Source organism: Allokutzneria sp. A3M-2-11 16 (assembly GCF_024213555.1).
Classification (GTDB): domain Bacteria; phylum Actinomycetota; class Actinomycetes; order Mycobacteriales; family Pseudonocardiaceae; genus Allokutzneria.
On sequence record NZ_JANAVO010000001.1, the window covers coordinates 1,457,997 to 1,483,976 of the forward strand.

Genomic DNA, 25,980 nt, shown 5'->3' on the forward strand with positions numbered 1-25,980 from the left:
CTAGGGTCGAACGCGTGCCGCTGATCGACATGGCTGAACGCGCGGGCGTCCGCATCGACGGTGGCGTGCGCGCGAACGAGGACCAGATCGTCGTTCTCCCCCACGCCGTCGTCCTGCTCGACGGTGCCACCACCCTGCAGCCCCGGGCCCGCTCCGGCGGCTGGTACGCCGAGTGCCTCGGCGACTACCTGCGGCGCGGGCTGAACAAGGACCCCGAGGCCGACCTCGCCGAGGTGCTGGAGACGGCGATCGGCACGATGGCCGAGGACTACGAGCTCAAGCCGGGCAGCTCCCCGTCGAGCACCGTGGCGATGGTGCGCTGGACCGACGACCACGTGGACGCCCTGGTCCTCGCCGACAGCCCCGTGGTCGCGTTCACCATCGGCGACGTGCACGTGGTCAACGACACCCGGCTGGCCAACCTGCCCCGGCCGAGCAGCAGCCACCGCGAGCACCTGCGCGAGGGCGGCGGCTACGGGGAGGAACACCTGGAACTGCTGCGCTCGGCGGCGGCCGAGGTCGGCGCGTGGCGCAACCGCGACGGCGGCTTCTGGGTCGCCGAGGCCGACCCCGCCGCCGCACGCCAGGCCGTCCGGGCCGTCTGGCCGCGCGACCAGGTGCAGAGCGTCGTCATGGCCAGCGACGGCGTTTCCTGCGGAGTGGACGACTACGGCCTGTTCGCCGACTGGACCGCCCTGCTCGACCAGGCATCCGACGAGGGCCTGCACGCGGTGCTCGACGCCGTCCGCAAGGCGGAGGCGTCCGACCCCGACGGCAAGCGCTGGCCCCGCCCGAAGCTGCACGACGACCAGGCCCTGGTCCTGATCCACTTCGACGACGACTGGCTCCCCGACTTCCTCCGCTGACCCCGGCTCAGGCGCGCGGTTCCCAAGCGCCGAGCAGGTCGGCCGCGGTCAGCACGAGGTCCACTTCGACTCCCGGCTTCGCTCCGGCAGGGCACACCGCCACCAGAGCGGCGGTCTCGGCCCCGGGGATCGCCGCTCGGTTCTCACGGAGAACAGCCGCGTCCGATCTAGTGAACGGCGCCCGCTCGCGCCACTTCACCGAACCGATCGCGGCGATGTCGCGCCCGTCAGCGTCCCTCGCGGCGACGATGTCGATCTCCGGGTTGTTGACCCGATTCCACCAGGAGCCGACCCGCACGGCATCGCCCAGCACCGGAAAGTCGGGCGCAAGCCGGAAAAGTGCCTCGTGCACAACAGGTTCGACCGCCTTGCCACGCCACGCGGACCAGTCACGACGAAGAATGGTCCTGGCGATGTCGGGGCGCCCGCGGGCGAGGTTGGCCAGCTGCGTCTCCACGAACCGGAACCAGAACCGCAGGTACGGGTCGTTGATCCGGTACCGGCGGAGCTTCGTCGACGGCTTCGTCCCGACCGGGTGTTCCAGACTGACCACCCGCTTCGCCTCGACCAGGATCTTCAACGAGCGGCTCGCCGCCGTCTCCGCAGCGCCTCCCTCGTCTCCGAGCCCGCCGACGACCTGGCTGAACGCCGCGACCCCGACCTCGACACCCCCGATGGCCGAGAGGACCCGTCGAGGCTGGGCTTCCGGCGGGAACTCCGCGTCCAGGGACAGCTGAGCCATCACCACCAGCTCAGACGCCTCGTCTTCCAGTTGCTCCTCGGCGAACCTCAGAGCGTCGGTGGCCTGCCCCGCCCGAGCGACCAGTCGCGGATAACCGCCAGTGATCAGGTAGTTGTCAAAGACATCGAGCGCATTCCGATCTTCCCCCAGTGCCTCCGCGCACTCCGCGGGATCGAACGGGTTCACGATCATGGTTCTCGTGCGGCCGAACAGCGGACGGTCGTGTTCGGTCATCCGCTCCATCATCGCCACGTCCGAGCCGACCAGCACGAACAGCACCGGGACCGACTCCAGCTGACGGTCCCACGCGTTCTGCAGCGTTCCTTCGAGAGTGGCGTCCGCCTCCACAGCCCACGGAAACTCGTCGAGCACCACAACGCTCGGCCGCGACCTGCAGGCCAACGCAATGCGGGACAGCGCCTCTGTCCAGCTCCGCGCGGGTTCGGCGAGCAGTGCTTCCGCATCGTCCAACGGACTCGTCGCGGTCCTGGAGTCAGCGGCGAGCGCTTCGAGCTGCTGACCCGTCGCGGCATTCTTGACGGCGGTGAAGTACAGGTACGGCAACCCGGACTTCTCCACGAAGTGCGTCAGCAGCCGGGACTTGCCGACTTGACGACGACCACGGACGGCCAGCAGCTGACCCCGGCCGCTCCGCTCGACCTCTGCCGCGGCCTTGTGCAAGGACGCGAGGTCCTGCGCCCGCCCATAGAAGCTCACTCAGCCATCGTAAACGTACATCGATGTAAGTTACAACGATGTACGTTTATGGCCCGCTGGCGTCGCTCGCCGGCGGGTGAGTACAAGCTCTCGCAGCTCTGCCGGGGTCAGCCAGCGACTCCCGCGGTGGATCATCCGATGACAGTTCGAGCAGAGGACAACGAGGTCGCCCACCTTGCTCCGCACTTCTCCCGAAACGTGCAGCGGAACGGCGTGGTGGCATTCCGCGAACCTGGCCCCCCGCTCGCCGTAGACCTTCTCGAAGTCGAAGCCACAGACCTCGCACTCCAAGCAGTTCTTCTCCTGCAGCACCAAGTTGATCTTCTTGTTCCGCAACGGCCGGTTGCGTTCACGCCTGAGGTGGCGCCGCAACAGCAACCGTCCCTCAGCGACGCCATCGCCGTCTTCGTCATCGGGGAGATCGGGAAGTCCTTCGAACTCCCCGTTCTCCACACCGCGGACGATGCCGCGGGCGATCTCTTCCATCTCCCCAGGGCGCTCGAGGAAGTCCTGGAGCACCTCCCTGTCCAGCCTGTTGCCGTTGGTCGTTTTCCCTGGATAACCGGGGAGGCGGGTCTCAAGGTCAGCCGTCTTGCGCTTGACCCCATTGAGATTGCGGTACTTCGGCCCCCGCACCTCCGGCGGGTGCGCACCGAGGTTCTGCAGAGTCCGCGACAGCTCGGCCACACGGTCGTCGTTGGTACTCAGCGCTTTCCAGCCGTTCTCCTTCAGCAGGGCGCAGGCCAAGATGATCTCTTCGCGAGTCCAGGCGGGGCCTCGAACCTCCCGAACCGAGAACCCGAGATGCTCCAAGATCTGTGCTGCCAGCTCGTCGGAAACCGGCTCGGTGGCCTGAACTGGCGAACCTCCGGGCACGTGACCGTAAGCAGCGCCCACGATGGTTGCCGCGTCGTATTCCTGGCCACCGCGCTTCAGCAGATACCAAAGGTTCTCGTGGTAGCCGTACCGCGCCAGGAACGCCTCCTTGCCGAGGCGGTCGAACTCGTGGACTGCGGCAATGACGGCCTCAGCGGTGAGGTCAGGGGAGCCCATAGCGAACAGACTATTTGCTTGAGCAACGCCGAAGAAGCCCGGCAGTCTGAGCTTCGCGCAGAACGAGAGAAGCCCCAGCCGGTGTGGGCTGGGGCTTCTCTTAGCTCGTGTGTTGTGGCCAGGGGCGGGGTCGAACCGCCGACCTACCGCTTTTCAGGCGGTCGCTCGTACCAACTGAGCTACCTGGCCTTGCTCCCAGCGAACTGGGAGCTTGGCGACCCCGACGGGACTCGAACCCGCGACCTTCGCCGTGACAGGGCGACGCGCTAACCAACTGCGCCACGGGGCCTCGTGGCATTTCTTACTACTGTAGTGCAGTGCCCCCAACGGGATTCGAACCCGCGCTGCCGCCTTGAAAGGGCGGAGTCCTAGGCCGCTAGACGATGGGGACCAGGCCGGTTCGGTGACCAACCCGACCTTGCCTCCCTGTTGTCCGTTGGGAGTACCGAAAGCATAGGGCAGAGCGTCCAGCAAATACAAAACGGGGGTCCTCAAACGGCCTGACCTGCGAAAACTGCTTGCCGGAGGCGGGAGACTGGGGGCATGCGGGAGTTCCCTCTGCGCGGCAGGGCCGCGTTGGTGACCGGGGTCAGCAGGCGGGCCGGGATCGCGTTTGCCGTGGCAGAGCGACTGGCGGGATTGGGGGCGGACGTGCTCGCCCAGTCGTGGGAACCGCACGACGCCGAGCAGCCGTGGGGCGCTGATCCGCTTGGTGTGATCTACGTCATCGAGGAACTGCGGCGGCGGCTGCCCGGGGGAGCGGGGCGGATCGAGCACGTGGCGGCGGACTTCGCGGAGCCGGAAGCGCCCGCGGCGGTGGTGGACGCGACGGTGGCGGCCTTCGGCGCGATCGACGTCGTGGTGGCGGCGCACGCGCGCAGCAGCGGGCAGGGCCTGGCGGAGCTGACGGCGGCGGAGCTGGACCTGACCTACGCGGTGAACGTGCGCGGGTCGATGTTGCTCGCGCAGCGCTTCGACGCGGTGCGCGACCACTCCAGGCCGGGTGGGCGGATCGTGCTGTTCACCTCGGGCCAGCACTACGGCGCGATGCCCGGCGAGCTGCCGTACGTGGCCTCGAAGGGGGCGTTGCAGCAGGTGACCGCGAGCCTGGCCGGATCGCTCGCCGCGAAAGGGGTGACGGTGAACTGCGTGAACCCGGGGCCGGTGGACACGGGGTACGCCGACGAGGAACTACGGGAGCACGTGGTCAGGCGAATGCCAATGGGACGGTGGGGGCGGCCCGAGGACACCGCGGACCTCATCGGCTGGCTGGTGTCGGACGGCGGCGCGTGGATCACCGGGCAGACCCTCGTCAGTGACGGCGGCTGGGGTCTCCGGATCTGACGGGTGAACGGCGAACACGGGAAGTAATGTCGCCGATGCGCTCGGCAGGCAATCGCTACCGATTTGGCCTATTGCGGTCACGAATTGCAACCGAGCGATGACAATTGCCTGCGATTGCCGCGAAACCTGCACACCGGTATCTTTTGGGAAAAGCCCCGAAAGACGCAAACGATCAACCGGGTCTATGGGTGGAGCAGATGCGCCCGGGGGGTGCGCGTCTCGGGGGAGCCGCACCATGCGGGACGAGTGACACGGGAGCGTCCCGCGAAGAAGGAGTGAGGTGGGGCGCGCAGGCCCAAGCCGCCGCCCCACCTCACTTCCTCACAGGTCATCCGGATCGTCCCTAGCCCAGGTCAGCGCTGAACCGGCGGCACACCATCCTCTCCGGGCACCAGCCCGAGCATGTCCAGCAGGGTCCGGCAGTCCTCCGCTCCTAAAGCGCCGCGGGCGACCGCGAGGCTGGCCCTGTGCACCTGCTCGTCCGAGATCCGTGAGGGGTCGCCATTGCGCGGCATGGGCACTCCGCCCGCCTGCCTGCCGACCGACTCACCCTGTTCCCACAAGAACTTTTTGACTTCGAGTGACCCGTACATCGCGCCTCCCCGACTTGGGCTTCCGGCGCAGGTTATCTACCGCTAGAACCGACCGCAGCCCCCCGCAGAGTGATTCAGTCAAAACCCTGGGTAACCATACGATCGTCGCGCGGTTTCGATTCAGTGACCGCGCCCCGGACTAGGGAGTCCACGCGGGCCGCGCGAGACTGGGAAGCCAGGTCGAGCACACCCCAGGAGTGAGCCGTGAGCGTGAGCACCACCACCACGACCCAGCAGTACGTGGTCACCGGCATGACGTGCGGACACTGCGTCGCCTCGGTCACCGAGGAGCTGTCCGAGGTCCCCGGCGTGACCGCCGTCGAGGTCGAGCTGAGCTCCGGCACGGTCACCGTGACCAGCACCCGTCCGGTGGACGCCGACGAGGTCGCGGCCGCGGTCACCGAGGCCGGATACGCGGTCGCGAGCGGTTCGTGACGAACCGGGCGAATCCGGCGCTGGTGTTCGCCGCGCTCGCGGTGGCGCTGCTGGCCGTCGTGGGCGCGGGACTGGCGCTGGGGACCGTCGACACCCAGCCCTCGAAGGCCGAGACGCATGCGGGCCAGCCCGACCGGAAGTGATCTTGATTGGTTGATAAGCGCCGCTCAGCGGGGGTGATTCGAAAGAATTTGGCCAAAAAAGTTGAATTCTTCCCCTGTTGAGCGAAGCGTGCGCGTGCAACAATCGGCAGTGCTGACACCCCCCGGTCAGCGCCTGTGGAGATCCCCTCCGGCCCCCGCGTTCCTCCCCCTGGCGCGGGGGCCTCTCCACGGGTAGGGCAGGATGCCGTGCAGCGTCTGCCCGTGACACACGTCACGGACTACTCCGGCGCGCTATCCAACCGTTACCCTCTCCGGCGTGCTTGGACGACTGAAATCATCGACTGGACGCCATCGCCCGCCAGCGCGGCAGCAGGACGAGCTCGCTCCCGACAAGGAGATGGACTCCTACCTCGCCGCTCTGGCCCCTGAATCAGATGTCGAGACCACCGCCTCCGGGCGCCGCTTCGGCAACGCCCAGGTCCTCCAGCTGCGGTTGCAGCTGATGGCCAACGAGCAGCTCCGCGAACTCGCCGAGATGCGGCAGACCTCGCCGACCGCGCTGGCCCAGGAGTGGGTCATGCAGCGCCTCGAGTGGGAAGCCCGCCAGAACAACCTGGTGTGAGCCGCACTCCCCACGCTCCTCCCGTGCACGGACTCAGATCGCGATCCGCGTGACGAAGTCGTCGAGCAGGCGCAGGCTCTCCTCGCGCCGGGTGTCGGGCAGGCTGAGCAGCAGCCGGTCCACCCCCGCCTCGGCGAAACCGTCGATGACCCGCTGATCGGGTCCGTGCACGTAGGCCGTGACGTGCGGCCTCGGTTTCCCCGCCGCTGCCGCGGCGCGGCGCAGCTCCGCCACCCGCCCGGCCACCTTGTCGGGACCGAAGGGCGACGGGGCGATCCAGCCTTCCGCGTGGTCGACGATCCGCTCGACCAGCGTCGGCCCCCAGCCACCGAGCAGCACCGGTGGGTGCGGTGCGCGCACCGGCTTGGGCCAGGAGTACATCGGGCCGAAGTCCACGTGCTCGCCGTGGAACTCGGCGCGCTCCGCGGTCCAGATCTCCTTCATCGCGAGCACGCGCTCGCGCAGCACCCGCAGCCGCCTGTGCGGGTCGACGCCGTGGTTGGCGACCTCCGGGCGGTTCCAGCCCGCGCCGACCCCCAGCTCCACCCGGCCGCCGGAGAGGTGGTCCAGGCTGGCCACCTCCTTGGCCAGGATGATCGGGTCGCGCTGGACGAGCAGCGCGATCGCCGTGCCGAGCACCAGGCGCTCGGTCACCGCGGCGGCCGTTGAGAGGACCACCAGCGGGTCGAGTGAGCGGCAGTAGCGGCGCGGCACCGGACCCCCGCCGGGGTACGGCGAGTGGTCGAGGGGCATGTGGGTGTGCTCCGGCACGAAGAACGCGGAGAAGCCCCGCTCCTCCAGCGCCTTGGCCAGCTCGGCCGGGTGGATGCCCTCATCGGTGATGAACGTGTAGGCGCCGAACTGCACTGCGTGGTCTCCCCTGCGGTCAGCGGGGTGGGAGCACCCCGGCTTGGAAGGCTCGGGCCACCGCGTGGGCGCGGTCCCTGGCCTCCAGTTTGCGCAGTATCCGGCGGATGTGGGTCTTCACGGTCTCCTCGGAGACGCCGAGCCGGTTGCCGATCCGCTTGGCGGTCATGCCCTCGGCGATCAGGCCGAGCACCTCCTGCTCGCGGCGCGAGAGCAGCGTGCCCGTGCGCTTGGCGTGACCGCTGTGCTTCAGCAGCGGGCTGATGCCGGGGTCGATGTAGAAGCCGTTCTCCAGCGCGGCGCTCAGCGCGCTCGGCAGGCGGCTCGGGGCGATCTCGCGGGGCAGGAACCCGCGTGCGCCCGCCTGCCGCGCCCGCTCGACCTCGCCGCCGCTGCGCGCGCTCTGCCGGAACAGCGTCACCACGACCAGCTCCGGGTGCAGCCCGCTGAGCAGGCGGCACAGGTGCGCGCCAGGATCGGCGTCAGCGTCGACCAGCAGCACGTTGGGCTTGGCGGACTTGCAGAGGTTCACCGCGGCGGCGGCCGAGCTCGCGGCGCCGACCCACTCGGTGCGCGGGTCCCGGCGCAGCACCGCGGCGACGCCCTGCTGGTAGAGCGGGACGGAGTCCACGTGCGCCACGCGCGCGAGCTGCACCGGGGTCGCCCTGGCGGCGGGCACCTTGGCCCTGAGCGTCACCTGTTCCACTGCGTTCCCCTCTCGCCGCCCGGACCTCTCAGGAGGTAAGAGCGCGCTGACGGGGACTCATCACGCGAAAACGGGGCAGTTCTTGGGTGAGCTATCGCCCGAAAGGGGTGAGGGCGGTGGCTCAGTGCTCGGGTCGGTCGGTCGAACGCGGGCCGCGCGGGGCCAGGTTGCCGACCTCCAGCCGGGACTTGGCCGCGACGACCTGGGCCGCGAAGCAGACCCGGTAGACCAGCAGGTGGCCGGGATGCGTGGCGTGGTCGTCGCGGGAGAGGTAGTGCCTGCAGGCGGCGCGGTCCTGCTTGACCGTCAGGCCGGCCTTGCGGGCGAGCTTCGCGGCGATCTTGGACTGGCCGTAGGGCAGCAGCTTCTTGGCCGCGGGTTCCGGCTGGCCGACCACGACGGCCTCGTAGGTGGCCTTGGTGATCGCCATGTTCTCCGACTCGCGGAACAGCCAGCAGCCGCCGATCACCACCGCGACCACGACCAGCAGGACCGCGCCGGCAACGATGTTGAGCACCGTCTTGGTGCGCCTGCTCATCCGCTTGCGGCCACCGGCCGCGGGGAGGTCCACGTCGGATAACGACGGTAAGTGGTCTTCGGTCGAGGCCATCCGTGAGTCCCGCTTCGTTGGGCCTGGAGCGGGGACCGCGCCAGGAGGTTCGAAGGATATTCAGGCGCGGCACCGCTTGGACAGCGATTGGCGATGTTCGGTGCTCAGGCCGCGGTGGGCAGGTGCGTCGCGCGGGCGTGCGCGACCGGGGTGGCGGGGAGGTCGGTCACGCGCCGGGGCAGCTCGGTCGCGGGGGCGGGCTCCGCGGGCTGGGCGTGGTCGTTGAGCTGGTCCGACACCGCCATCAGTACGAGAACGACCAGGCCCGCTGCGATTCCGATCCAGATCACGGTGACCATCTCCTGCTCCTCGGCTCTCTTGTCCCCTCTGCGTCTGACACCACAAGAGTCGCCGGTCGGCAGGGGTCAGCGGATCGGCTGTGCGGCCAGTTGGCGCTCGCCATCCGGCCGAGGGGGAAAAACCCTGACGAGGGGCTCGGGCCGACCCCCGATGTCGGCCCGAACCCCCCGTCAGGGAGACGCACGCCGGGCTACTCCTCGGCGTACGCGCGGGCGGTCACCTTGCGCAGGACCGGCCCGCAGGCGGCCGCGGCGAGCAGGGCCACGACCAGGCCCAGCACCGCCGGGGTCACCAGCCACGGACTCAGGATCAGGTCTCCCTTGGCCAGCGTCAGCAGCCCGGCGCCGATGAAGGCACCAGCCACGCTCGCACCGACCGTCGCCACCAGCGCGGGCAGCATCGCCTCCCGGCGCAGGGCCTTGACCAGCACGTTCGTCGGCGTTCCTGCGGCGATCAACGCACCGAACGTGCGCCTTCGGTCCACCACCGAGCCTGCCGCGGCCACCCCGGCGCTCACGCCGCCGAGGATGGTGGCGATCGCCAGCCCGATCACGGTCACCCGGCGCAGGTCGCCGAGCAGGGTGTCGCCGTGCGCGTCGTAGGCGCCGTTGCTGTAGATGGACGCGCCGACCACGTTCCGCAGGATCGCGGTGCGCGCGATCGCCTCGTTCTGCGGTGTGGTGACCACCGCGACCGAGTTGACCGCCAGCTTGGTCGCCGGGACGAGCGCGGGGTCGACGAAGATCGTGGAAGAGCCTCGGCCGTTCGGCTGGTACTCGCGGATCGGCACCTGAGCGGGCAGCGAGACGTCGGTGGCGTCGCCGTTCCCGAAGCCGTAGCTGCGGAGGACGATCTCGCCCGCGTCGAACCGGGTCCCGGTGGGCACGTAGATCGCCGGGCCCTGCTGGCACGCGGAGATGTCGATCGGGCGGACCTTGACGGCGTCGGTGCAGCTGAGCACCATCGCCGACCGGGACTGGCCGGAGCCGTCGCCCTTGCCGCCGATGCTGCCCTCACTGATCGCCAGCACCGGCGCGGTGATCCCGTTCTTCGCCATGTCGGTGCGCACTGAGGCGACCTGCTTGGCGGGCGCGCCGTAGGTCTGGGCGATGATCACGCCGTCCTTCCAGGTCCCGTCGTTGAAACCGATCCGGCTCTCCAGCCCGGGGAACATGGTCAGCGCGAGGGAACCCGCGAACACCGCGACCACCACGCCGGAGGACGCGCGGAAGGCGGCCTTCGGATCGTCGCGCAGCCTGCGCCCGGCCAGCAGGGTGGCCGGGGTGCGCCAGATCGCGGTGAAGAGCTTGCCGACCCACGAGGTCACCAGCGGACCGACCAGCACCAGGGCGATCGCCACCGCGGCGAGCCCGACCAGCACGAACGCCGTGGTGCCGCCCTTGTCCTGAGCGATGCCGAGTCCGACGAAGAAGACCGCGCCCGCCCCGAAGATCAGCAGCAGCCGGGCGACGCTGGGCTGCCGCTTCGTGTGCTGGTTGGCCGCGCCGAGCGGCTGGTTGAGCACCCGGCGCAGGCCGAACACCGAGGCGAGGCAGACCAGCAGCGGAGCGAGGACCAGCACCGCGACCACGAGCAGCGCGCTCGGCGTGAAGTCGGCGGGGAACCAGGTGCCGCCGTCCCACGGGATCTGCGCGGTGAGCGAGCGGAGCGGGATGCCGACGACCAGGCCGAGCACCGTTCCGGCGACCGAGGCGACCGCGGTCTCGGCGACGGTCATCCAGACGACCTGCTGGGGTGTCGCCCCGGCCAGCCGGAGCGCGGCCAGCCTGCGTTCGCGGCGCGCCGCGGTGAGCCGGGCCGCCGAGGCGACCAGCACCAGGCACGGCACCACCAGGATGACCAGCCCCACCTGGGAGAGCAGCAGCAGGAGCTCGTTCGGGTCGCCGCCACGAGCGGGGCGGGCGAGGTCCGCGCGGGACTGCGCGCCGGAGGGCATGGCGTCGGGGGCGTGACCGACGATCGCGACGAGCTCGTCCGGGAAGCTCAGTGCCTCGTCGCCGATCGAGCCGACGACCTTGCCGGGGAACCGGTCGGCGAGCTGGGCGGCGGGTTTTCCCGCAGCCAGCTCGGCGAGTGCCGGGGAGAGGAAGACCTCGCCAGGACCCGGGACCCGGGGGATGCCGGGCGCCACGGCGATGCCGGGCTTGAGCGCGGCGACGTCGAAGCGGTGGACGCGCTGCCCGGCGACGTCGTCGTAGTTCGTGACGACCAGCAGCGGCCGGTCGGCCGGGTTCTCCTGCGAGGAGCCGCTGCTGTACTGGGAGCGCCAGCTCTCGCGGTCGGCGCGGTTCTGGATCGCGCCCGGCGTGGCGGCCAGCCACACCACGAGCGCGACTCCGACGGCGACACCGAGCATGGTGAACAAGGCGGACGCGCGGCTGCGGGAATCGGCCCGCAGCACGCGAACGGCCAGTTGCAGTGGGTTCACGCGGCGGCTCGCAGGGCGATCCGGCCGTCGGTGATCTCGACGATGCGCTGGGCGCGGGAGGCCACGTTCGGGTCGTGGGTGACGATGACGACCGCGGCGCCGGTGGCCCGCGCGGCCTGGAGCAGCGCGGTGATCGTCTCCTCGCCGGTGCGCGTGTCCAACGCGCCGGTCGGCTCGTCGGCGAAGATCACCCGAGGCCGGTGGGCCAGCGCCCTGGCGATCGCGACCCGCTGGGCCTGACCGCCGGAGAGCTCACCGGGACGGCGGTGCTCCATCCCGCCGAGGCCCAGCTTGATCAGCCAGTCCTGGGCGGTGCCGATCGCCTGCTTCTTGGAGCCGCCCGCGAGCAGCAGCGGCAGGGCGACGTTCTCCTCGGCGGTCAGCTCGGCGACGAGCATGCCGGTCTGGAAGACGAAGCCGAACGCGCTGCGGCGGAGCTTGCTGCGTTCGCCCTCGCCGAGCCGGGTGATGGGGCGGCCCGCGACGAGGACGTCCCCGCCGTCCGCGGGCAGGATTCCGGCCAGCACGTGCAGCAGCGTGGACTTGCCGGAGCCGGACGGGCCGACGATGGCGACGACCTCACCGACGTTCACGGCGATGTCCACCCCGGCCAGCGCGTGGGTCTGCCCGTAGCGCTTGACCAGGCCCTGCCCGACGAGAATGGGCTGGCGATCGGCAAGGTGGTTTGTCACCGTCTCCTCCAAGATGTGAACGACTGGCGACAACACTGCGGGTCGGGGCGGCCCCGCCACTTCGGCCAGCGGGCCGGGCCATCACCCGATCGGTCGGCCGAATGGCCGAGGCCGGTCTTGGCCGCGTGGCCGACCCGCGGAGCGCGGCGGTGGTCGTAGCCTGCTCTCTCGTGGACAACTCCCTTGCGAGCTGGCAGGCGCTCATGCGCAGGCAGTGGCCCGTCGCGGTCGCGCTCGGCGTGCTCCTGTTCGCGGAGCTGATCTCCACCGGGCCCACCCGGAATCTGATCGCGCTCCCGCCGGCGATGCTGCTGGCCGCGATCGCCGTGATCTCACCGCGCAGGCCGGTCGACGCCGCGTTCATCGGCGCGGCCATGATCGTCGGGACGTCCCTGGGCTACCACCTCCTCGGCACCGACACCTACTCCGTGTTCAGCCCGGTCTCCCCGTCGGAGACCGCGTCGCTGATGGTGCTGATCGCGATGGTGATCCGCTTCGCGCCGGCTCGCTGGTCCACGTCGGCCGTGATGGCGATCTGGCTGTCCGGGCTCGTCGCCAGCCTCACCAGACCCCGCAACGTCATGGGGGACTGGCGGCTCGCGAACTTCGACGAGGCCTTCCCCACCTTCATGCTCTTCGCGCTCGCCGTGGGCACGGGGCTGTACTTCCGCGCCAGGGACAGGGATCGGCAGCGCACGGTCACCCACCAGGTGACCTCGGCGCAGCAGCAGGAGCGCATCGCGCTGGCCCGCGAACTGCACGACGTGGTCGCCCACCACGTCACCGGGATCGTCGTGCAGGCGCAGGCCGCGATGATCGTCGCGGACAAGGACCCCCAAGCGGCGCAACGGATTCTGCCCAGCATCGCGCGCAGCGGCAGCGATGCGCTCACCGCGATGCGGCGGCTGGTCGGCACGCTGCGCGACTCCGACGCCCGGATCGGCGTGGACGCGGCGGAGTCGGCGACCGCGGACCTCGCCGCCGACGTGCGCAAGGTGGTCGAGGACGCCCGGGAGATCGGCCCGCCCATCGAGCTGCGCATCGACCTGCGCGCGGAGGTGCCCGCCGAGGTGGCGCGCTCCGTGCTGCGGCTGGTGCAGGAAGCCCTGACCAACGCGCACAAGCACGCGCTGAACGCCACGGTGATCAAGATCGATGTGACCAGTGAGCCGGGCCGGACCCGGGTGGTCGTCGCCGACGACGGGCAGGGCTCGGCCCACGACCCGATCGGCGGCTCCGGCGGCTACGGTCTGGTCGGAATGCGGGAACGCGTCGAGCTGCTCGGCGGCCGCTTCTCGGCCGGCCGGGGTTGGAAGGGCGGTTGGGAGGTCTTCGCCGAGCTGCCCGTTGGGGAGGCCAAGCAATGACGATCCGGGTGCTCATCGCCGACGACCAGGACATGGTGCGGATCGGCTTCCGGATGATCCTGGAGAACGAGGACGACATGGAGGTCGTCGCCGACGTCCGGGACGGCATCTCCGCGGTGAGCAGGGCTCGCGAGTTGCGGCCGGACGTCTGTCTGATGGACATCCGCATGCCCGGCCTCGACGGCCTGGAAGTCACGCGGCAGCTGTGCGGCCCCGGTGTCGCCGACCCGATCAAGGTGGTCGTGGTGACCACGTTCGACCTGGACGAGTACGTGCACACCGCGCTGGCCAACGGCGCGAGCGGATTCCTGTTGAAGGACGCGGGGCCCGCGCTGCTCGTGGAGGCCGTCCGGGCGGCTGAGCGCGGGGATGCGTTGATCTCGCCGCAGATCACCGTGCGGATGCTGGAGCACTTCAACAAGCCTTCGGTGAGCGTGGCCGACAAGCCGCACGAGGCGTTGACGGAGCGCGAGCTGGACGTGGTGCGCGCGGTGGCGCGGGGGCTGACCAACACCGAGATCGGCGCGGAGCTGTTCCTGTCGTTGTCCACGGTGAAGACGCACCTGGCGTCTGTGCAGTCGAAGTTGGGTGCGCGCAACCGCGTGGAGATCGCGTCGTGGGCGTGGCGGTCCGGGCTGATGTCCTGACGCCAATGTCGCGTTTGGGGCGTTGGATTCCCTGAACGAGTCGTTCGGGGCGTTGGGTTCCCTCAACGGGTCGTTCAGGGCGTTCGTGGCGCGCGCGGAGGCGGGGTCGGGGTGGCCGTGAATGTCGCGTTTGGTGCGTTGGGAGGCCCTGAATGAGTCATTGAGGGCGCTCAAGTACCTCAATGACTCATTCAGGGCATACGTGGCGGTGGGGATGAGAGGAACTCCGCCCAGGCTGGGGTTTTTGGGGTCGTTGTGCGGCCGCACGTGGGAAAGTGGGTGTTTAGGGGGTCCCCGACTGGAGGGGGACCCTTGTTCGCGTGTGGAGGGATGGCGATGGAACCGGCCACGACGATCCAGCTGCTCGGTGCCGGGGCGTTCGGGTTCCTCGTCGGATGGTTCGTCTACTACCTCAACCGGCACCGGTCCGCCGACGTGCGGTTCGCCGACCTGGTCAGCCTGATCGGCGCGATCGGCGGCGGGGCGGTGCTCGCCCTGTTCCCGGCGGGCACGGACCTGTTCGGCGCGTACGGGCTCGGGCTGTTCGCGGGGTTCTTCGGGTACCTGGTGGTGATCCTGCTGCTGGTGTGGCGCTCGGAGAACTTCACCATCGACTACCTCATCGACGGCAGGCGCCGCGACGTGGCGCCGGGCGAGCGGTTGCCGGACGGGCCGGACCGCGGGGCGATGGGCGAACCCGAGCGCGGTGACCCCGAGCGCGGAGGACCGCGCCGCTGACGGAGGCGGATCATGCTCGATCGGCTCAGCTTCGACATCGCCGTCCGCGGACCGAAACCGCTCAAGGCGGCGGACCGCGAGGTCAACGCGATCCTGACGGTCTCGGCGCACCCGCTGCCGAGGACCGCGGAGGTGATCGTCTTCGATCGGTCGAACCGGGCCGAGTTCGGCGCGGTGAAGGCGCACGTGCTGAGCGCGATCGACGCGGTCGCGGACGGGTTGGAGTTCGCGGTGGTCGCGGGCTCCACGACGGAGCCGGACGGTGCGCGCCTCGTGGTGGCGGACCAGCGGACGCGGGCGGCGGCGAAGGCGGCGGTCGGCGAACTGGGACCGGAGGGCGACGCGGAGTTCGCGTCCTGGTTGGGGCGGGCCGCCGTGCTGTTGGCGGAGCACGAGGGGCCGCACCCGCGCGCGATGCTGATCACGGCGGGGACCAGGCAGGAGTTCGCCGCCGCGGCGGCACCGTACGTGGATCGCTTCGTGTGCAACTACGTCGGCCCCGACAGCGCCACCGAAGGCGTCGAGGACGGCATCCACCTGAACCTGTCACTGCCGCCGAACACGCGCTTGCGCTTCCTCCGGCAGATCTCCCCTCAGCAGGCCGATCTCGCCGACGATGCGGGCCCGCTCGGGTACAACACCGGCACGTGGGGCGCGGAGTCCCGCGAGTACCACCTGTGCGTCGAGGTCCCGCCGCCGATGGTGCGGGAGTTCCTGGCTGCGCGGGTGACGCTCGTGCGGCTGGGTGAGGGCGGGGAGCCGATCCAGCTCGCGCACGCCAATGTCTTGGCGCGGTTGGAGATTCCACTGCCGCCCCTCTTCGCGCCGCCTGCTCAGCAACAGCAGCCCCCGCCTAAGCACAAGGCTCCCGCCCGCCGGGTCGACGGCAGGGGCGGTGGAGCCACCGGCGGCTTCGCCCGGCCGAGGCCCCCGAACGTCGTGAACACCGGGTTCGCCGACGCGGCCGCTCCGCTGCTGCCGTTGCCGCAGAACTACGCGCTGCGGCCAGGCTGGGGTTACTGGTTCTGGCTCGATGTCGGGCCGCTGGTTGGAGCATCCATCGAGGCCGCGCCGATGTCGTTGCCGCAGTCGCTGCCCGCCGACGCGCAGTTGACCGTTGTGCTGTACGGGTTTCCCGGGGAGTTCGACCTCGATCCGCGGGCGGCCACGGGTGTGCTGCAGATGAACCGGGACGGCTCCCCACGCGTGCTGCGCCAACCGTCCATTGTGGAGCATACGTCTCGACTGTTCTTCCCCGTCCGCACTCCGCACGAGCAGACACCCCTTCGCCTGCGGTGCAACATCTACTGGCAGCAGGAGCTGATCCAGTCGCGGCTGATCACCGCGACGCCGGGAGAGCTTAAGTCCACTGTGGACTTCCGGATAGCCGACCCGCACGATGTGCTGCGGTGGCCGTCCCCGTACCAGTACAGCGCCAGCCTTCTGCTCAACGACGACGGCAGGGGCACGCACGCGTTGCGCGTGCTCGCCAAGGAAGGCGCGGACGTGCTGCGCGCCGAGGCGTCCATCACCAGCCACCAGCTCACCAGCGCGATCAGGATGGCCAGGGGCGCGCTGAGCCGGGTCGCGTGGGGCAGCGAAGAGCCCTGGCGCGAGGAGTTCGACTACCGCTACGGTTCGTCGCCGACCGTCGAGCAGGTCACCAACGACCTGATCACGTTGGCGGTCAACGGTTATCGGCTCCACCACGTGTTGGTGCGGGCACTCGGCCGCTCGGTGAACGAGAGCGCGTACAGCATGGCCGACCGGGTCGGTGCCGCGCTCGGCGCACCGGGCTTCGTCCAGATCGCGTTGAAGGAAGGCGCTCAGCACGTCATCCCCGCCGCGATGGTCTACGATCTGCCACTGGACAGCAACGCGCCGGACCTGGTGCTGTGCCAGGACTTCCTGACCTGGGCGAGCCGGAACGAGATCCCGCTGAGCCCGTGCCTGCGGCGCCAGTGCGGGCAGGCGCTGAGCCCGAGCCCGACCGTCGTGTGCCCCGGCGGCTTCTGGGGATTCCGGCACGCGCTCGGGCTGCCCGTGTCCCTGGGGGCGGCGCCCGCGGTGCCCCCGTTGCTCCCCCACGACGGCGGTGTCCGGCTCGTCGGCGGGGTCTACCAGGACTTCGCTTCGACGGCCGCGCACCGCGACGCACTGCGGAACCTGTTGCCGTGGAAGGACTACCGGCTCGGCGAGGATCGGGAAAGCACGCTCGCGGGGCTCCAGGGCGACCCGCAGATCGTCTACTTCTACTGCCACGGCGGCGTGAGCGGCGAAGTGCCGTTCCTCCAGGTGGGCAAGCGAGGCGGGCCCGCCATCACCCCGGACAACCTGCACGATCGGCGGGTCCGGTGGTCCTCGAGCCGACCACTGGTGGTCCTGAACGGTTGCCGGACAACGGATCTGGAGCCGGAACGGGCGATCGACTTCGTGAGCTTCTTCGTCGAGGAAGCCCTCGCGTGCGGGGTGATCGGCACCGAGGTCACGGTCTTCGAGCAGATGGCCCACCAGTTCGCCGAGGAGGTCCTGCGCGGCTTCCTGGTGCACGGCGAGCCGATCGGCGCAGCGGTGACGAGGGCTCGGGTGGCCCTGCTGGCGAACGGGAACCCGTTGGGGCTGGCCTACATCCCGTTCGTCTCACCGACGATCAGGATGGCGCCTCTGCCAGCGCCTTGAGCCGCGCCAGGGTCTTCTCGATGTTGACCTCGTTGCGGCTGTCCCGGTCCACGACACCGGTGCCGACCGGAGCGACGACCGTGCGGAAGAAGCGGTTCCGCAGGTCGCGGGTGCTCTCGGTGACGCGGCAGCCCAGGTCGCTGACTTCGATGTCATAGCGCCATTCCGCGACGGGCGCACCGAAACTCCGGACCCGGTAGGCGAAGCAGCGGCCCGGTTCGGCATGGGTGACCTCGGCGGTGGTCCACCATCGGAAGAGCCCGTTGCGGTTGCCCGCCCGGAACCGCGCGCCGACGCCGCGCGCCGTGGTCAGCCACCGCGCGTCCGTCGACTCCACCACGAAGCGGCTCTGTCGTGCCACGTCGCTGACCAGGGCATACACGACCTCGGGCAATGCGCCGATGTCAACGCTGCGTTCCATTCTCCGAACGATCCTCGCATTCCCCCGCGTTGTCGAGAAGCGTGCGCGGGGCGAACACCGGGTACCCCCGCGGGTATGGCCAGTACACCGGCGGCGGACGTGCCGCACAGCTCGCGTTATCCATGGCCGCAGGTCACGGCGCTGGTCGTCGGTGCGGCGTTCTTCCTTGTCGGCCTCGTCGGGTTCACCGTGACCGGGTTCGGCAACTTCTTCCTGCACGACCACAACGTGCACCTGCTGGGCTTCAGCGTGAACCCGCTGCACAACCTCGTGCACTTCGTGATCGGCCTGGCGGGCATGGCCGCGTCGACCGGGCTGCGGGCCACGGCGGTGTTCGGCTGGGCGCTGGTGATCGGCTACGGCGCGGTGTTCGTGTTCGGCCTGTTCGCGGCGTCCATCCCGGAGATCGACTTCATGAACATCAACTGGGCGGACAACGGGCTGCACCTGGTCAGCGCCGCGATCGGACTGCTGGTCGCGCTCGGCGCCGCCAAGATCGGTACCAGGGAGGGCTGGACCGATCCGCCCCGCCCCGGCACCCACTAGCGCGGGGTTGTGATGAGGGTGGATGGGGTTCCGGCCGATGCTGTGAGTTTGACGGTGAGGGTTCGGGTGGTGGCGTCGTAGGTGAAGGGGGTGGAGGTACCTGCGACGGAGACGGTTTGGGGAGGTGCCGCGACATTGCGGAAGTTCACGGTCCACGTCCGCTCGGGAACCGCGCCTGGGAATGTGCCTGCGCGGGGCATGATGGTGAGCGTTCCGGAGCCCGCGCGCTCGGTGTAGCGGATCTCGGTTCGGCCGAATTCCCCGTTGCGGTAGGCGTTTCCGTCTCCGGCGTCCTCGTAGAGCGAGAACGAGCCGACGCCGCCCGTCGCGACGTCGAGGGTCACCTGGTCCAACGGCCGCTGTCCTGAGTGGTCGACGTAGTCCGTTCGCGTGGGCAGGATTCCGCCGCCCCGCAGGAAAACCGGCATCGTGGACAGGTCGGTGGTGACCTCCTGCACGGAAGGACCGCTGTAGCGCTTGCCCGTGAAGTAGTCGGTCCAGGTGCCCGGCGGGAACCAGACCTTCGTCTTCACATCGGTCGTTCCGGGCGACGTCACCGGCGCGACCAGCACGTCGTCCCCGTAGAGGTACTGGCGGTCGAAGCGGTACGCGTCCTCGTGCTCCGGATAGTTGAGGTACATGCCCCGCGTCATCGGCAAACCGGTGTCATGAGCCTGGCGCGCGAGCGAATACGTATACGGGACAAGGGCTTCCCGGAGCTGGAGGAACTTCGTCGCGGAGGCGCGAGCCTGGTCGGCGTAGTCCCACGGGAGGCGCACGCCGTGGTTGGAATGCAGGCGCAGCAACGGTTGGAAGGTGCCGAACTGCACCCACCTGGCGTACATGTCCTCCGGGAGCTTGTTGCCGTTCTCGAAGTAGTTGTGGGCGCCAATGTCGTGCGACTCGTACGGCATGCCGATGTTGCCGCGCCGGATCGTGTAGTAGGAGGCGAAGGACAGCAGCTCCCACGTGGACGTCGTGTCCATCGAAGTGTCCACCGTGTACCGATGCTCCGCCCAGGGGCCCGCCGGGAAGGCCGGGGTGAGCGCGTAGCCGCCGAAGCCGCTTCCGCTGCGGTTCCAAGAGAAGCCGCGTTTGCCCTGGCTGTCCGCGCGCATGGCGTACTGCGCGTTCAGCACGCTGTCCGGGGAAATGCCTTCGCCGCGCGCGAAACTGCCGTCGCAGCAGCTGTCCGGCCACCACACGTCGACGCCCTGCTCCTCGAACTTGCGGTGCAGGTTGAAGTACGCGGCGGACTCGGCGGGATTGCTGAGGTCGAAGACCCGGCACTCCTCCGGCAGGTTGCAGAGCCCGACGCGGAGGTCGCGGCCCAGCTCGGCGCGGACCTCGGCGTAGCGCGGATCGGCGGTCGCGATGCTCGGGTGGATGTTCAGCGACACCTTGAGGCCCTCGCGGTGCGCCCAGTCGAAGAAACCCTTGGGGTCCGGGAAGTACTTCGGGTCCCAGTCCCACCCGTTCCACTTGTTCGGCGCCTTGAAGTCGGTGTCGACCACGAGCGCGTCGAGCGGGACCTTGTTGGCGCGGAAGGCGGGCAGGATCTGATCGCGGTAGTCGGCGTCCGAGTGCGCGTAGTACCGCGAGTACCAGTTGCCGAAAGTCCAGCGGGGCAACAACATCGACGGCCCGGTGAGATCACGCAGATCGCGCAGGCCCTGCCGGTAGTCGTGGCCGTAGCCGAAGAAGTAGCCGTCCTGGTAGTCGGTGGTTCGCTTGGGGCGCGCGACAACCGAGCCGTTCGGCTGCATGATGCCGGTCTCGGTGTCGTTGAGCAGGTACCAGCCGTCGCGGCTGATCATGCCTTCGTAGAGCGCGCGGGGGCCGTCCGCCTCGTCGAGGCTGCGCCGCCAGCCGCCGAGGTTCGCGGCCGTGTGCGCGGGATCGGCGGGCACCGGGTAGTCGGCGTCCACCGGGGTCAGTGCGACGCTGTCGATGTCCACTCCGCAACGGCCGACTTCGGTGCACTTCACCGACATCACCGGTGCACCGGCGGGAAGGTCGACGGCGACTCGTGCGACCGCGCGCTTGTCCCAGCCGCCGGTGGGCGCGAGCACGATCGGGACGGTGACGTCGCCCGCTGTCACGGTCATCGTCTGCGGCTCACCGCTCGGCACCGCGTTGGCGTAGCGGACCTGAACGGAATGCTTTCCAGCAGGGACTTTCTTCGCCGTCCAGCCGATGGTCGAGTTGCGCCGGGTCAGTCCAGCGACGTAGCCGCGGCCGGTGAAGCCGGGGTGCTCGTCGGCGATGATCGCGCCGTTGACGTTGCGCTGGGTCTCGGCCTCGCAGAGCTTGTTGTAGTCGCACGAGCCGACCAGCTCCCAGGCCGGACGCGCGGTCACCGCCATCGGCCCGGCCATCAGGTCCACACGCAGGTTGTCCTGGCTGAACGGACCGGAGTTGAGCCGGTACTGCAGCGTCAGCTTGCCGGTCTTAATGATGAGCAGGCCGTTTTCCGTGGTCTTGCTGAAGGACACGCGGGGCAGCTGCCGATTGACCGCGTTGAATGTGGGGCGCTCCTCGAAACGGCGGTCCCCCGCGTATTCCATCCGGATCAACGTCGGGGACAGCACCTCGAAGCGAGCCGATCCGCTGACCACAGAGGAACCGCTGGACTGGGCCAGTACCGGGGCGGTCGAACCGATCAGGACCGCCGTCACCATCGCGAAGGCCAAAGGGGTTCTGCGCAACATCATCGCCGGCTCCCCACATATTCCGCTCGTGCGCCCCAGAGTAATCCTGATCACCACCGCACCGCTGTCCGCCGATGGGCTGTTAGCCGGGCGGGGCGGGCTGGGTACCCGGTCGGGCATGAGAGTTCTCCCGCTGGGCATCGCCGTGGTCACCGCGGTCGGCGGTCTCGCGCTGACCGGAGCACCGAGTTGGCTGCTCGACCCCGACGACCGCGCCCTCGCCAAGATCCTGCTCGTCGCGGGCACCGTGCTGTTCCTCGTCGGCGGGGTCGCGCTGACCCGGTTGCTGGCCGCCGACATCGACCGCCGGTTCGACCAGCGGGGCATGCAGGTCGCCGGTTCCATCGTCAAGATCGCGGTGACGGTGGTCGGGTACGTGCTGGTCGCGCTGACCGCGTTGGGCCTGATGGCGGTGCCGGTGCAGCAGTTGCTGCTCGGCGGCGCGATCACCGGCGTGGTGGTGGGCATCGCCGCGCAGCAGACGCTCGCAAACGTTTTCGCCGGGCTGGTCGTGCTCTTCGTGCGGCCGTTCAAGGTCGGCGACACCATCGAGGTCCGCTCCGGCGCGCTGAACGGGCCGTTCACCGGGCGGGTCATCGCGCTCGGGCTGACCTACGTCACGCTGTCCACCGAGGACGGCACGCTGCTGCTGCCGAACTCGGGCGTGCTGGCCTCCGGTCTGACGGTCAATCTTCCCTCCTCAGCGTCGGTGTGACTCCTGCATTCGCATGACGCCTCTGGCCAGCGGGCGGGGAAACCCGGAAAGTTAGTGGGAAAACCGGCATTCGGGGGCTGATCACATGACCCGTTTCCACCGCCGCGGCTTCCTGCAGACCGCGCTGGCCGGAGCACTGGTAGCGGCCACACCCGGTTTGGCGTCAGCGGAATCCCCGCGTCCGCCACGCACATTCGACACGGCAGCGCTCAGAACGGCGATCACCCGTTTGCTGGGCGGAAATACCGGATGGGCGCAACAGTTCGACCTGCGACCCATGGAGCCGCCGAACGGGGCTCACGACGTATTCGACATCGCGGGCAGACGCGGCGCCATCGAGCTCAGCGCCAGCAGCCCGGTCGCCCTGATGTCGGGATTCCACTGGTGGCTCAAGTACGTCGCGGGTGGACACCTGTCGACCAACGGCGACCGGCTCGACCTGCCACGACGGTTGCCCGCGCCGAGCAGGCCCATCACCAGGACGACCGCGCTGACCGACCGGTACGCCTACAACTTCACGGTGTTCGGTTACACCATGCCGTACTGGCACTGGGAGGACTGGGAACGCGAGCTCGACCTGCTCGCCGCGAGCGGTTACAACCGCGTCCTGACCATGGTCGGTCAGGAGATCATCTGGTACGAGCTGTTCCAGAACTTCGGGCTCACCGAGTACGAGGTGCGCCAGTGGATCGCCCAGCCCGCGCACCAGCCGTGGCAGTGGTACGGCGAGATCACCGGCTACGACGACGGCGACTCCGCGTACAGCGGCCCGGTCACCGTCGAGCTGATGCGCAAGCGCGCCGACCTCGGCAGGCGGATCAACGAGCGCATGTGGCAGCTCGGCATCACGCCGGTGCTGCCCGCGTTCATCGGCCACGTGCCGGACCGGGTTTTCGCGCAGCGCAACCCCTTCGCGAAGGTGATCCCGCAGGAGGACTACGGCGGGCACCCGCGGCCGTGGTGGCTCGCGGCGACGGACCCGCTCTGGCCGCAGCTCGCCGAGCAGTTCTACCGCTTGCAGGCCAAGCACTTCGGCACCTCCACGCACTACTCCAACGACCTCATGCACGAGGGTGGGGTGCTCGGCGACGTCAAGATCGGCGACGCCGGGCGCGCGGTGCAGGGCGCGCTCACCAAGGCCGTGCCGAACGCGACGTGGCTTTTGCAGGCGTGGCAAGGGAATCCGCGCAAGGAGCTGATCGAGTCGATCGACAAGAACCGGGTGATCGTGCTCGACCTGGACTCCGACGACGGTCCACTGTGGAACAAGACGAACGCTTTCTGGGGCGCGCCATGGGCTTGGGGCACGATCCAGAACTTCGGCGGCAGGCTCGGCATGTTCGGCAACCTCATCGAGCCCGGGCGCACCCTGCCCGCGGTGCGCAAGGCGCCGGACCGGGGACGGCTCACCGGCACCGCGATGGTGCTGGAGGGGACCTACCACAACCCCGTGGTCGGCGACCTGCTCGCGGAGATGACGTGGCGGGACGAGCCGGTCGAGCTGGACGGCTGGATCGCCGACTACGTGCGGCGCCGCTACGGGACCGCCGACCAGAACGCGCTGACGGCGTGGCGGGTGCTGCTGAACACGGCGTACTCGTACAAGTCGACCGGGCACAACAGCGGTGAGGGCCCGCACGAGACGCCCTTCGCCGCCGAGCCCGCCTTGACGGTGACGTCGGCGTCGTCCTTCGCACCCAAGACGTGGCGGTATCCGCCGGAGCAGTTCGAGCCCGCGCTCGCCGCGTTGCTGCGCGTGCACCCGATGCTGCGGCAGCTGAAGACCTACCGCTACGACCTGGTTGACGTCACCCGTCAAGTACTGGCCAACCGCGCGCGCCGCGTGCTCGACCGCGTCCGCACGGCCTACCAGGCGAAGAACCGGCTCGAAGTGGAACGGCTGGGCGCGCGCTTCCTGCACTACGCCGACCTGACCGATCGGGTGCTCGGCACGCACGAGCAGTGGATGCTCGGGCCGTGGGAGCAGCGCGCGAAGTTGTGGGCCAGCACGCCGCTCGAAGAGGAGATCCTGGTGTGGAACGCCAGATCCATCCTCACGATCTGGACGATCAAGGGCTGCGGCGTGTTCCACGAGTACGCCAACCGCGACTGGCACGGCCTGGTGGGCCAGTACTACAAGGCGCGGTGGCAGCGGTGGTTCACGGAGCTGGCGAAGACGGTGGACCTCGGCGTCCCGCCGGTGTTCAACGACTGGTGCTCGCGCGCCGACAACTGGGCGAGGCGGGCGGAGGCGCACCCGACCAAGCCGCTCGGCGACACCTACACGATCGCCGCCGGGATCGCGGCGGAGTTGGCGGGTGAAAAAGACTAACTTCCGACACACGCGTGTCCGGTTGTGACAGATTTGCCGGGTGCGCGATTTCTTCAAGGGAATTCGGATGTTCGGTCAAGGACTGGGCATTCTTCTCGGCAAACCGAGGCTGCTGCTGATCGGCGCGCTGCCGGCGATCCTGACGATGGCGCTGCTGATCGGCGGCCTCGTCACGCTGTTCTACTCGCTGGACGAGCTGGCTCCGGTGGTCACGCCGTTCGCCGACACGTGGTCGGAGGGAGCGCGGAACGTCCTGCGGATCGCGGCCTCCGTCGTGCTGTTCGCGACGGGCCTGATGATCGGCGTGTTCCTGTTCTCCGGGCTCACGCTGGCGATCGGCGGCCCGTTCTACGAGACCATCGCGGAGAAGGTCGAGGACGACCTAGGCGGTGTTCCCGACGCCGTCGACCTCGGCTTCTTCACGTTGCTGGGCATGGGGATCGCGGACACGTTCCGGCTGCTCCTGCGGTCGCTGCTGTTCACGATCCCGCTGTTCTTCGCCGGTTTCATCCCGGTGTTCGGGCAGTTCGTCGTCCCCGTGCTGCTGGCGTTGGTGGCGTCGTGGTTCCTGGCGCTCGAACTGATCGGCGTGCCGTTCTACCGGCGCGGCATGGGTTTGCAGGAGCGGCGGGGACTGATGCGCAAGCGCAGGATGCTGGCCTTCGGGCTCGGGCTGCCGACCACGCTGCTGTGCATGATCCCGTTGGCGGGCATCATCGTCATGCCCGTGGCGTTCGTCGGCGGGGTCCTCGTGGCCCGCGAGACCCTGGGCCTGCCCTCCAGCCCGCGCTAGGCGCGGCTACTCGGTGGCTTTCGGGTGTTTGGTACTGGCGAACTCCACCCACACGGTTCGCCGATCCACGTCGACCAGGTACCAGATCCGTCCGCCTGCCGTGACCTCGATCTGCCAGCGGGCCAGGGGCCTCCCGTCGAAGGTCCCCTCAGCGAAATCCGGCCCGTAGTCGATGCTGCCTGGTGGTTTGCTGCTGTGGCGCGGGATTGGTGCTCATCTGCTCCCATGCCCAGCGCGTGTTGCCCGGCGCCTGCCGACACAGCTCTTCCCAGCCCTTGCCCGCATCATTGCTGCTGAAGCGCACGTCCCACTGATCCGCACCGGGTGGTGGTGCCACCCGGTGCCTGCGCTTTCCTGTCATGCCAGAGGTTCCGGGACGGGTCCGAAGTCGCGGCCTTCCTCACGGAGGCGCTGAGCCAGCTCGGGGTCAGCGTGGATCGCCGCGGTGTTCCGCCACGCCGCGATGACCGTCGCGACCGGCTGAGGGTTGTCGAGTTCGGCCACCGCGTTCAGTGTCTCCACCAACTCCACGACGAACGCGCGGACGTGCTCGGCTTCGAGGAAGCGCACCCAGGGGAATGCCTCCGGGATGATCTCGGTGACCAGCGTGCACACGTCGCCGCGGCGCATGAGGGCCATGAACATCTTCGTCGTCGCCGAGACGACCTCGACCTCCTGCTCCGAGCGCGCGACCGTGGTCAGGACCACGTCCTCGTCATCCCTTCTGCGCAGTAACACCCGGTGCTGGGCCGAGTTCTTGAGCAGTTCGATCGTGGTCGCGGGCGCGCGCAACAGATCGGACCACGGGGCTTCGACTGCACGCTGCTCGGTCATGAGTTCAATACTACTTCAGAAGTTGCGCTGGTGCTATGTCGCTTGTGGAACGGGGGTTGGGGGCGGTTTGCGACGGTTTTGGTGGGGGTTGGGGGTA

Annotated in this window: 25 protein-coding genes and 3 tRNA genes; 13 read left to right on the top strand and 15 right to left on the bottom strand. The window is 69.3% G+C overall.

Annotation, left to right across the window (positions count from 1 at the left end):
• The first annotated feature begins 14 nt into the window (after window positions 1–14).
• Window positions 15–866, top strand: a complete 852-nt coding sequence (locus NLX83_RS07325) for a protein phosphatase 2C domain-containing protein (RefSeq protein ID WP_254234074.1) — start codon at window positions 15–17, stop codon at window positions 864–866.
• A 7-nt stretch (window positions 867–873) separates the two neighbouring features.
• Here NLX83_RS07325 and NLX83_RS41775 read toward each other — a convergent pair whose 3' ends face one another.
• The 5 genes from NLX83_RS41775 to NLX83_RS07350 form a co-directional block, all read right to left on the bottom strand.
• On the bottom strand, window positions 874–2,325 hold the full coding sequence (locus tag NLX83_RS41775; protein WP_254234075.1) for an ATP-binding protein: 1,452 nt from the start codon (window positions 2,323–2,325) through the stop codon (window positions 874–876).
• Between the two features lie 30 nt (window positions 2,326–2,355).
• Window positions 2,356–3,378, bottom strand: coding sequence for an HNH endonuclease (locus NLX83_RS07335; RefSeq protein ID WP_254234076.1), 1,023 nt, complete (start codon window positions 3,376–3,378; stop codon window positions 2,356–2,358).
• A gap of 115 nt (window positions 3,379–3,493) precedes the next feature.
• A tRNA-Phe gene (locus tag NLX83_RS07340) sits at window positions 3,494–3,567 on the bottom strand.
• Window positions 3,568–3,590: 23 nt separating this feature from the next.
• A tRNA-Asp gene (locus NLX83_RS07345) sits at window positions 3,591–3,667 on the bottom strand.
• Between the two features lie 29 nt (window positions 3,668–3,696).
• Window positions 3,697–3,769 (bottom strand) — tRNA-Glu (locus NLX83_RS07350).
• Window positions 3,770–3,921: 152 nt separating this feature from the next.
• On the opposite strand from NLX83_RS07350, the gene NLX83_RS07355 reads away from it, so the two are divergent.
• Window positions 3,922–4,722: an SDR family oxidoreductase gene (locus NLX83_RS07355; protein WP_254234077.1), complete on the top strand. Its 801-nt coding sequence runs from the start codon at window positions 3,922–3,924 to the stop codon at window positions 4,720–4,722.
• Window positions 4,723–5,075: 353 nt separating this feature from the next.
• Here NLX83_RS07355 and NLX83_RS07360 read toward each other — a convergent pair whose 3' ends face one another.
• On the bottom strand, window positions 5,076–5,237 hold the full coding sequence (locus NLX83_RS07360; protein ID WP_308209280.1) for a hypothetical protein: 162 nt from the start codon (window positions 5,235–5,237) through the stop codon (window positions 5,076–5,078).
• A gap of 330 nt (window positions 5,238–5,567) precedes the next feature.
• Between NLX83_RS07360 and NLX83_RS07365 the strand changes: the two genes are divergently transcribed.
• From NLX83_RS07365 to NLX83_RS07375, 3 genes are all read left to right on the top strand, one after another.
• The gene (locus tag NLX83_RS07365; protein ID WP_254236123.1) at window positions 5,568–5,750 is read left to right on the top strand and encodes a heavy-metal-associated domain-containing protein; all 183 of its coding nucleotides are present in this window, start codon (window positions 5,568–5,570) and stop codon (window positions 5,748–5,750) included.
• A complete protein-coding gene (locus NLX83_RS07370) occupies window positions 5,747–5,893 on the top strand; it encodes a hypothetical protein (RefSeq protein ID WP_254234079.1) in 147 nt (48 codons plus the stop codon). Before NLX83_RS07365 ends, NLX83_RS07370 begins: the two co-directional genes overlap by 4 nt.
• Window positions 5,894–6,170: 277 nt before the next feature.
• Window positions 6,171–6,476 carry a hypothetical protein gene (locus NLX83_RS07375; protein WP_254234080.1) on the top strand — a complete coding sequence of 102 codons (306 nt, stop codon included), beginning with the start codon at window positions 6,171–6,173 and terminating at the stop codon, window positions 6,474–6,476.
• Between the two features lie 33 nt (window positions 6,477–6,509).
• Here the strand turns inward: NLX83_RS07375 and NLX83_RS07380 are convergent, their stop codons facing one another.
• The 6 genes from NLX83_RS07380 to NLX83_RS07405 all read right to left on the bottom strand — a co-directional run bounded on the left by NLX83_RS07380 (window position 6,510) and on the right by NLX83_RS07405 (window position 12,100).
• Window positions 6,510–7,343 carry an LLM class F420-dependent oxidoreductase gene (locus tag NLX83_RS07380; protein WP_254234081.1) on the bottom strand — a complete coding sequence of 278 codons (834 nt, stop codon included), beginning with the start codon at window positions 7,341–7,343 and terminating at the stop codon, window positions 6,510–6,512.
• Between the two features lie 19 nt (window positions 7,344–7,362).
• Entirely contained in the window at window positions 7,363–8,049 is a 687-nt protein-coding gene (locus NLX83_RS41780) for a response regulator transcription factor (RefSeq protein WP_254234082.1), read from the bottom strand.
• A 121-nt stretch (window positions 8,050–8,170) separates the two neighbouring features.
• On the bottom strand, window positions 8,171–8,659 hold the full coding sequence (locus NLX83_RS07390; protein WP_254234083.1) for a hypothetical protein: 489 nt from the start codon (window positions 8,657–8,659) through the stop codon (window positions 8,171–8,173).
• A gap of 104 nt (window positions 8,660–8,763) precedes the next feature.
• Complete coding sequence (locus NLX83_RS07395) at window positions 8,764–8,958, bottom strand: hypothetical protein (RefSeq protein ID WP_254234084.1); 195 nt, start codon at window positions 8,956–8,958, stop codon at window positions 8,764–8,766.
• Window positions 8,959–9,149: 191 nt separating this feature from the next.
• Entirely contained in the window at window positions 9,150–11,408 is a 2,259-nt protein-coding gene (locus tag NLX83_RS07400; RefSeq protein ID WP_254234085.1) for an FtsX-like permease family protein, read from the bottom strand.
• The gene (locus NLX83_RS07405) at window positions 11,405–12,100 is read right to left on the bottom strand and encodes an ABC transporter ATP-binding protein (RefSeq protein ID WP_254234086.1); all 696 of its coding nucleotides are present in this window, start codon (window positions 12,098–12,100) and stop codon (window positions 11,405–11,407) included. The genes NLX83_RS07400 and NLX83_RS07405 overlap by 4 nt, the downstream gene beginning before the upstream one ends.
• A gap of 170 nt (window positions 12,101–12,270) precedes the next feature.
• On the opposite strand from NLX83_RS07405, the gene NLX83_RS07410 reads away from it, so the two are divergent.
• The 4 genes from NLX83_RS07410 to NLX83_RS07425 all read left to right on the top strand — a co-directional run bounded on the left by NLX83_RS07410 (window position 12,271) and on the right by NLX83_RS07425 (window position 17,531).
• Window positions 12,271–13,467, top strand: a complete 1,197-nt coding sequence (locus NLX83_RS07410) for a sensor histidine kinase (protein ID WP_254234087.1) — start codon at window positions 12,271–12,273, stop codon at window positions 13,465–13,467.
• Window positions 13,464–14,114 (top strand): response regulator, encoded by a 651-nt coding sequence (locus NLX83_RS07415; protein ID WP_254234088.1) that lies wholly within the window; start codon window positions 13,464–13,466, stop codon window positions 14,112–14,114. Before NLX83_RS07410 ends, NLX83_RS07415 begins: the two co-directional genes overlap by 4 nt.
• A 330-nt stretch (window positions 14,115–14,444) precedes the next feature.
• Window positions 14,445–14,852: a hypothetical protein gene (locus NLX83_RS07420; RefSeq protein WP_254234089.1), complete on the top strand. Its 408-nt coding sequence runs from the start codon at window positions 14,445–14,447 to the stop codon at window positions 14,850–14,852.
• 12 nt (window positions 14,853–14,864) lie between these two features.
• Entirely contained in the window at window positions 14,865–17,531 is a 2,667-nt protein-coding gene (locus tag NLX83_RS07425) for a hypothetical protein (protein ID WP_254234090.1), read from the top strand.
• Here the strand turns inward: NLX83_RS07425 and NLX83_RS07430 are convergent.
• Window positions 17,503–17,952 (bottom strand): SRPBCC family protein, encoded by a 450-nt coding sequence (locus NLX83_RS07430; protein WP_254234091.1) that lies wholly within the window; start codon window positions 17,950–17,952, stop codon window positions 17,503–17,505. The two genes, NLX83_RS07425 and NLX83_RS07430, sit on opposite strands and share 29 nt — an antisense overlap.
• Window positions 17,953–18,027: 75 nt before the next feature.
• On the opposite strand from NLX83_RS07430, the gene NLX83_RS07435 reads away from it, so the two are divergent.
• Complete coding sequence (locus NLX83_RS07435) at window positions 18,028–18,498, top strand: DUF4383 domain-containing protein (protein ID WP_254234092.1); 471 nt, start codon at window positions 18,028–18,030, stop codon at window positions 18,496–18,498.
• Here the strand turns inward: NLX83_RS07435 and NLX83_RS07440 are convergent.
• Window positions 18,495–21,212: a TIM-barrel domain-containing protein gene (locus NLX83_RS07440; protein ID WP_254234093.1), complete on the bottom strand. Its 2,718-nt coding sequence runs from the start codon at window positions 21,210–21,212 to the stop codon at window positions 18,495–18,497. The genes NLX83_RS07435 and NLX83_RS07440 overlap by 4 nt on opposite strands.
• Window positions 21,213–21,237: 25 nt before the next feature.
• Here NLX83_RS07440 and NLX83_RS41785 point away from each other — a divergent pair, with 25 nt between their 5' ends.
• The 3 genes from NLX83_RS41785 (at window position 21,238) to NLX83_RS07455 (ending at window position 25,049) form a co-directional block, all read left to right on the top strand.
• The gene (locus NLX83_RS41785) at window positions 21,238–21,924 is read left to right on the top strand and encodes a mechanosensitive ion channel family protein (RefSeq protein WP_254234094.1); all 687 of its coding nucleotides are present in this window, start codon (window positions 21,238–21,240) and stop codon (window positions 21,922–21,924) included.
• A gap of 85 nt (window positions 21,925–22,009) precedes the next feature.
• A complete protein-coding gene (locus NLX83_RS07450; RefSeq protein WP_254234095.1) occupies window positions 22,010–24,256 on the top strand; it encodes an alpha-N-acetylglucosaminidase in 2,247 nt (748 codons plus the stop codon).
• Window positions 24,257–24,296: 40 nt separating this feature from the next.
• On the top strand, window positions 24,297–25,049 hold the full coding sequence (locus NLX83_RS07455) for an EI24 domain-containing protein (protein WP_254234096.1): 753 nt from the start codon (window positions 24,297–24,299) through the stop codon (window positions 25,047–25,049).
• A gap of 357 nt (window positions 25,050–25,406) precedes the next feature.
• On the opposite strand, the gene NLX83_RS07460 is transcribed toward NLX83_RS07455, so the two are convergent.
• Window positions 25,407–25,883 carry a hypothetical protein gene (locus tag NLX83_RS07460; RefSeq protein WP_254234097.1) on the bottom strand — a complete coding sequence of 159 codons (477 nt, stop codon included), beginning with the start codon at window positions 25,881–25,883 and terminating at the stop codon, window positions 25,407–25,409.
• Between the last annotated feature and the right edge of the window lie 97 nt (window positions 25,884–25,980).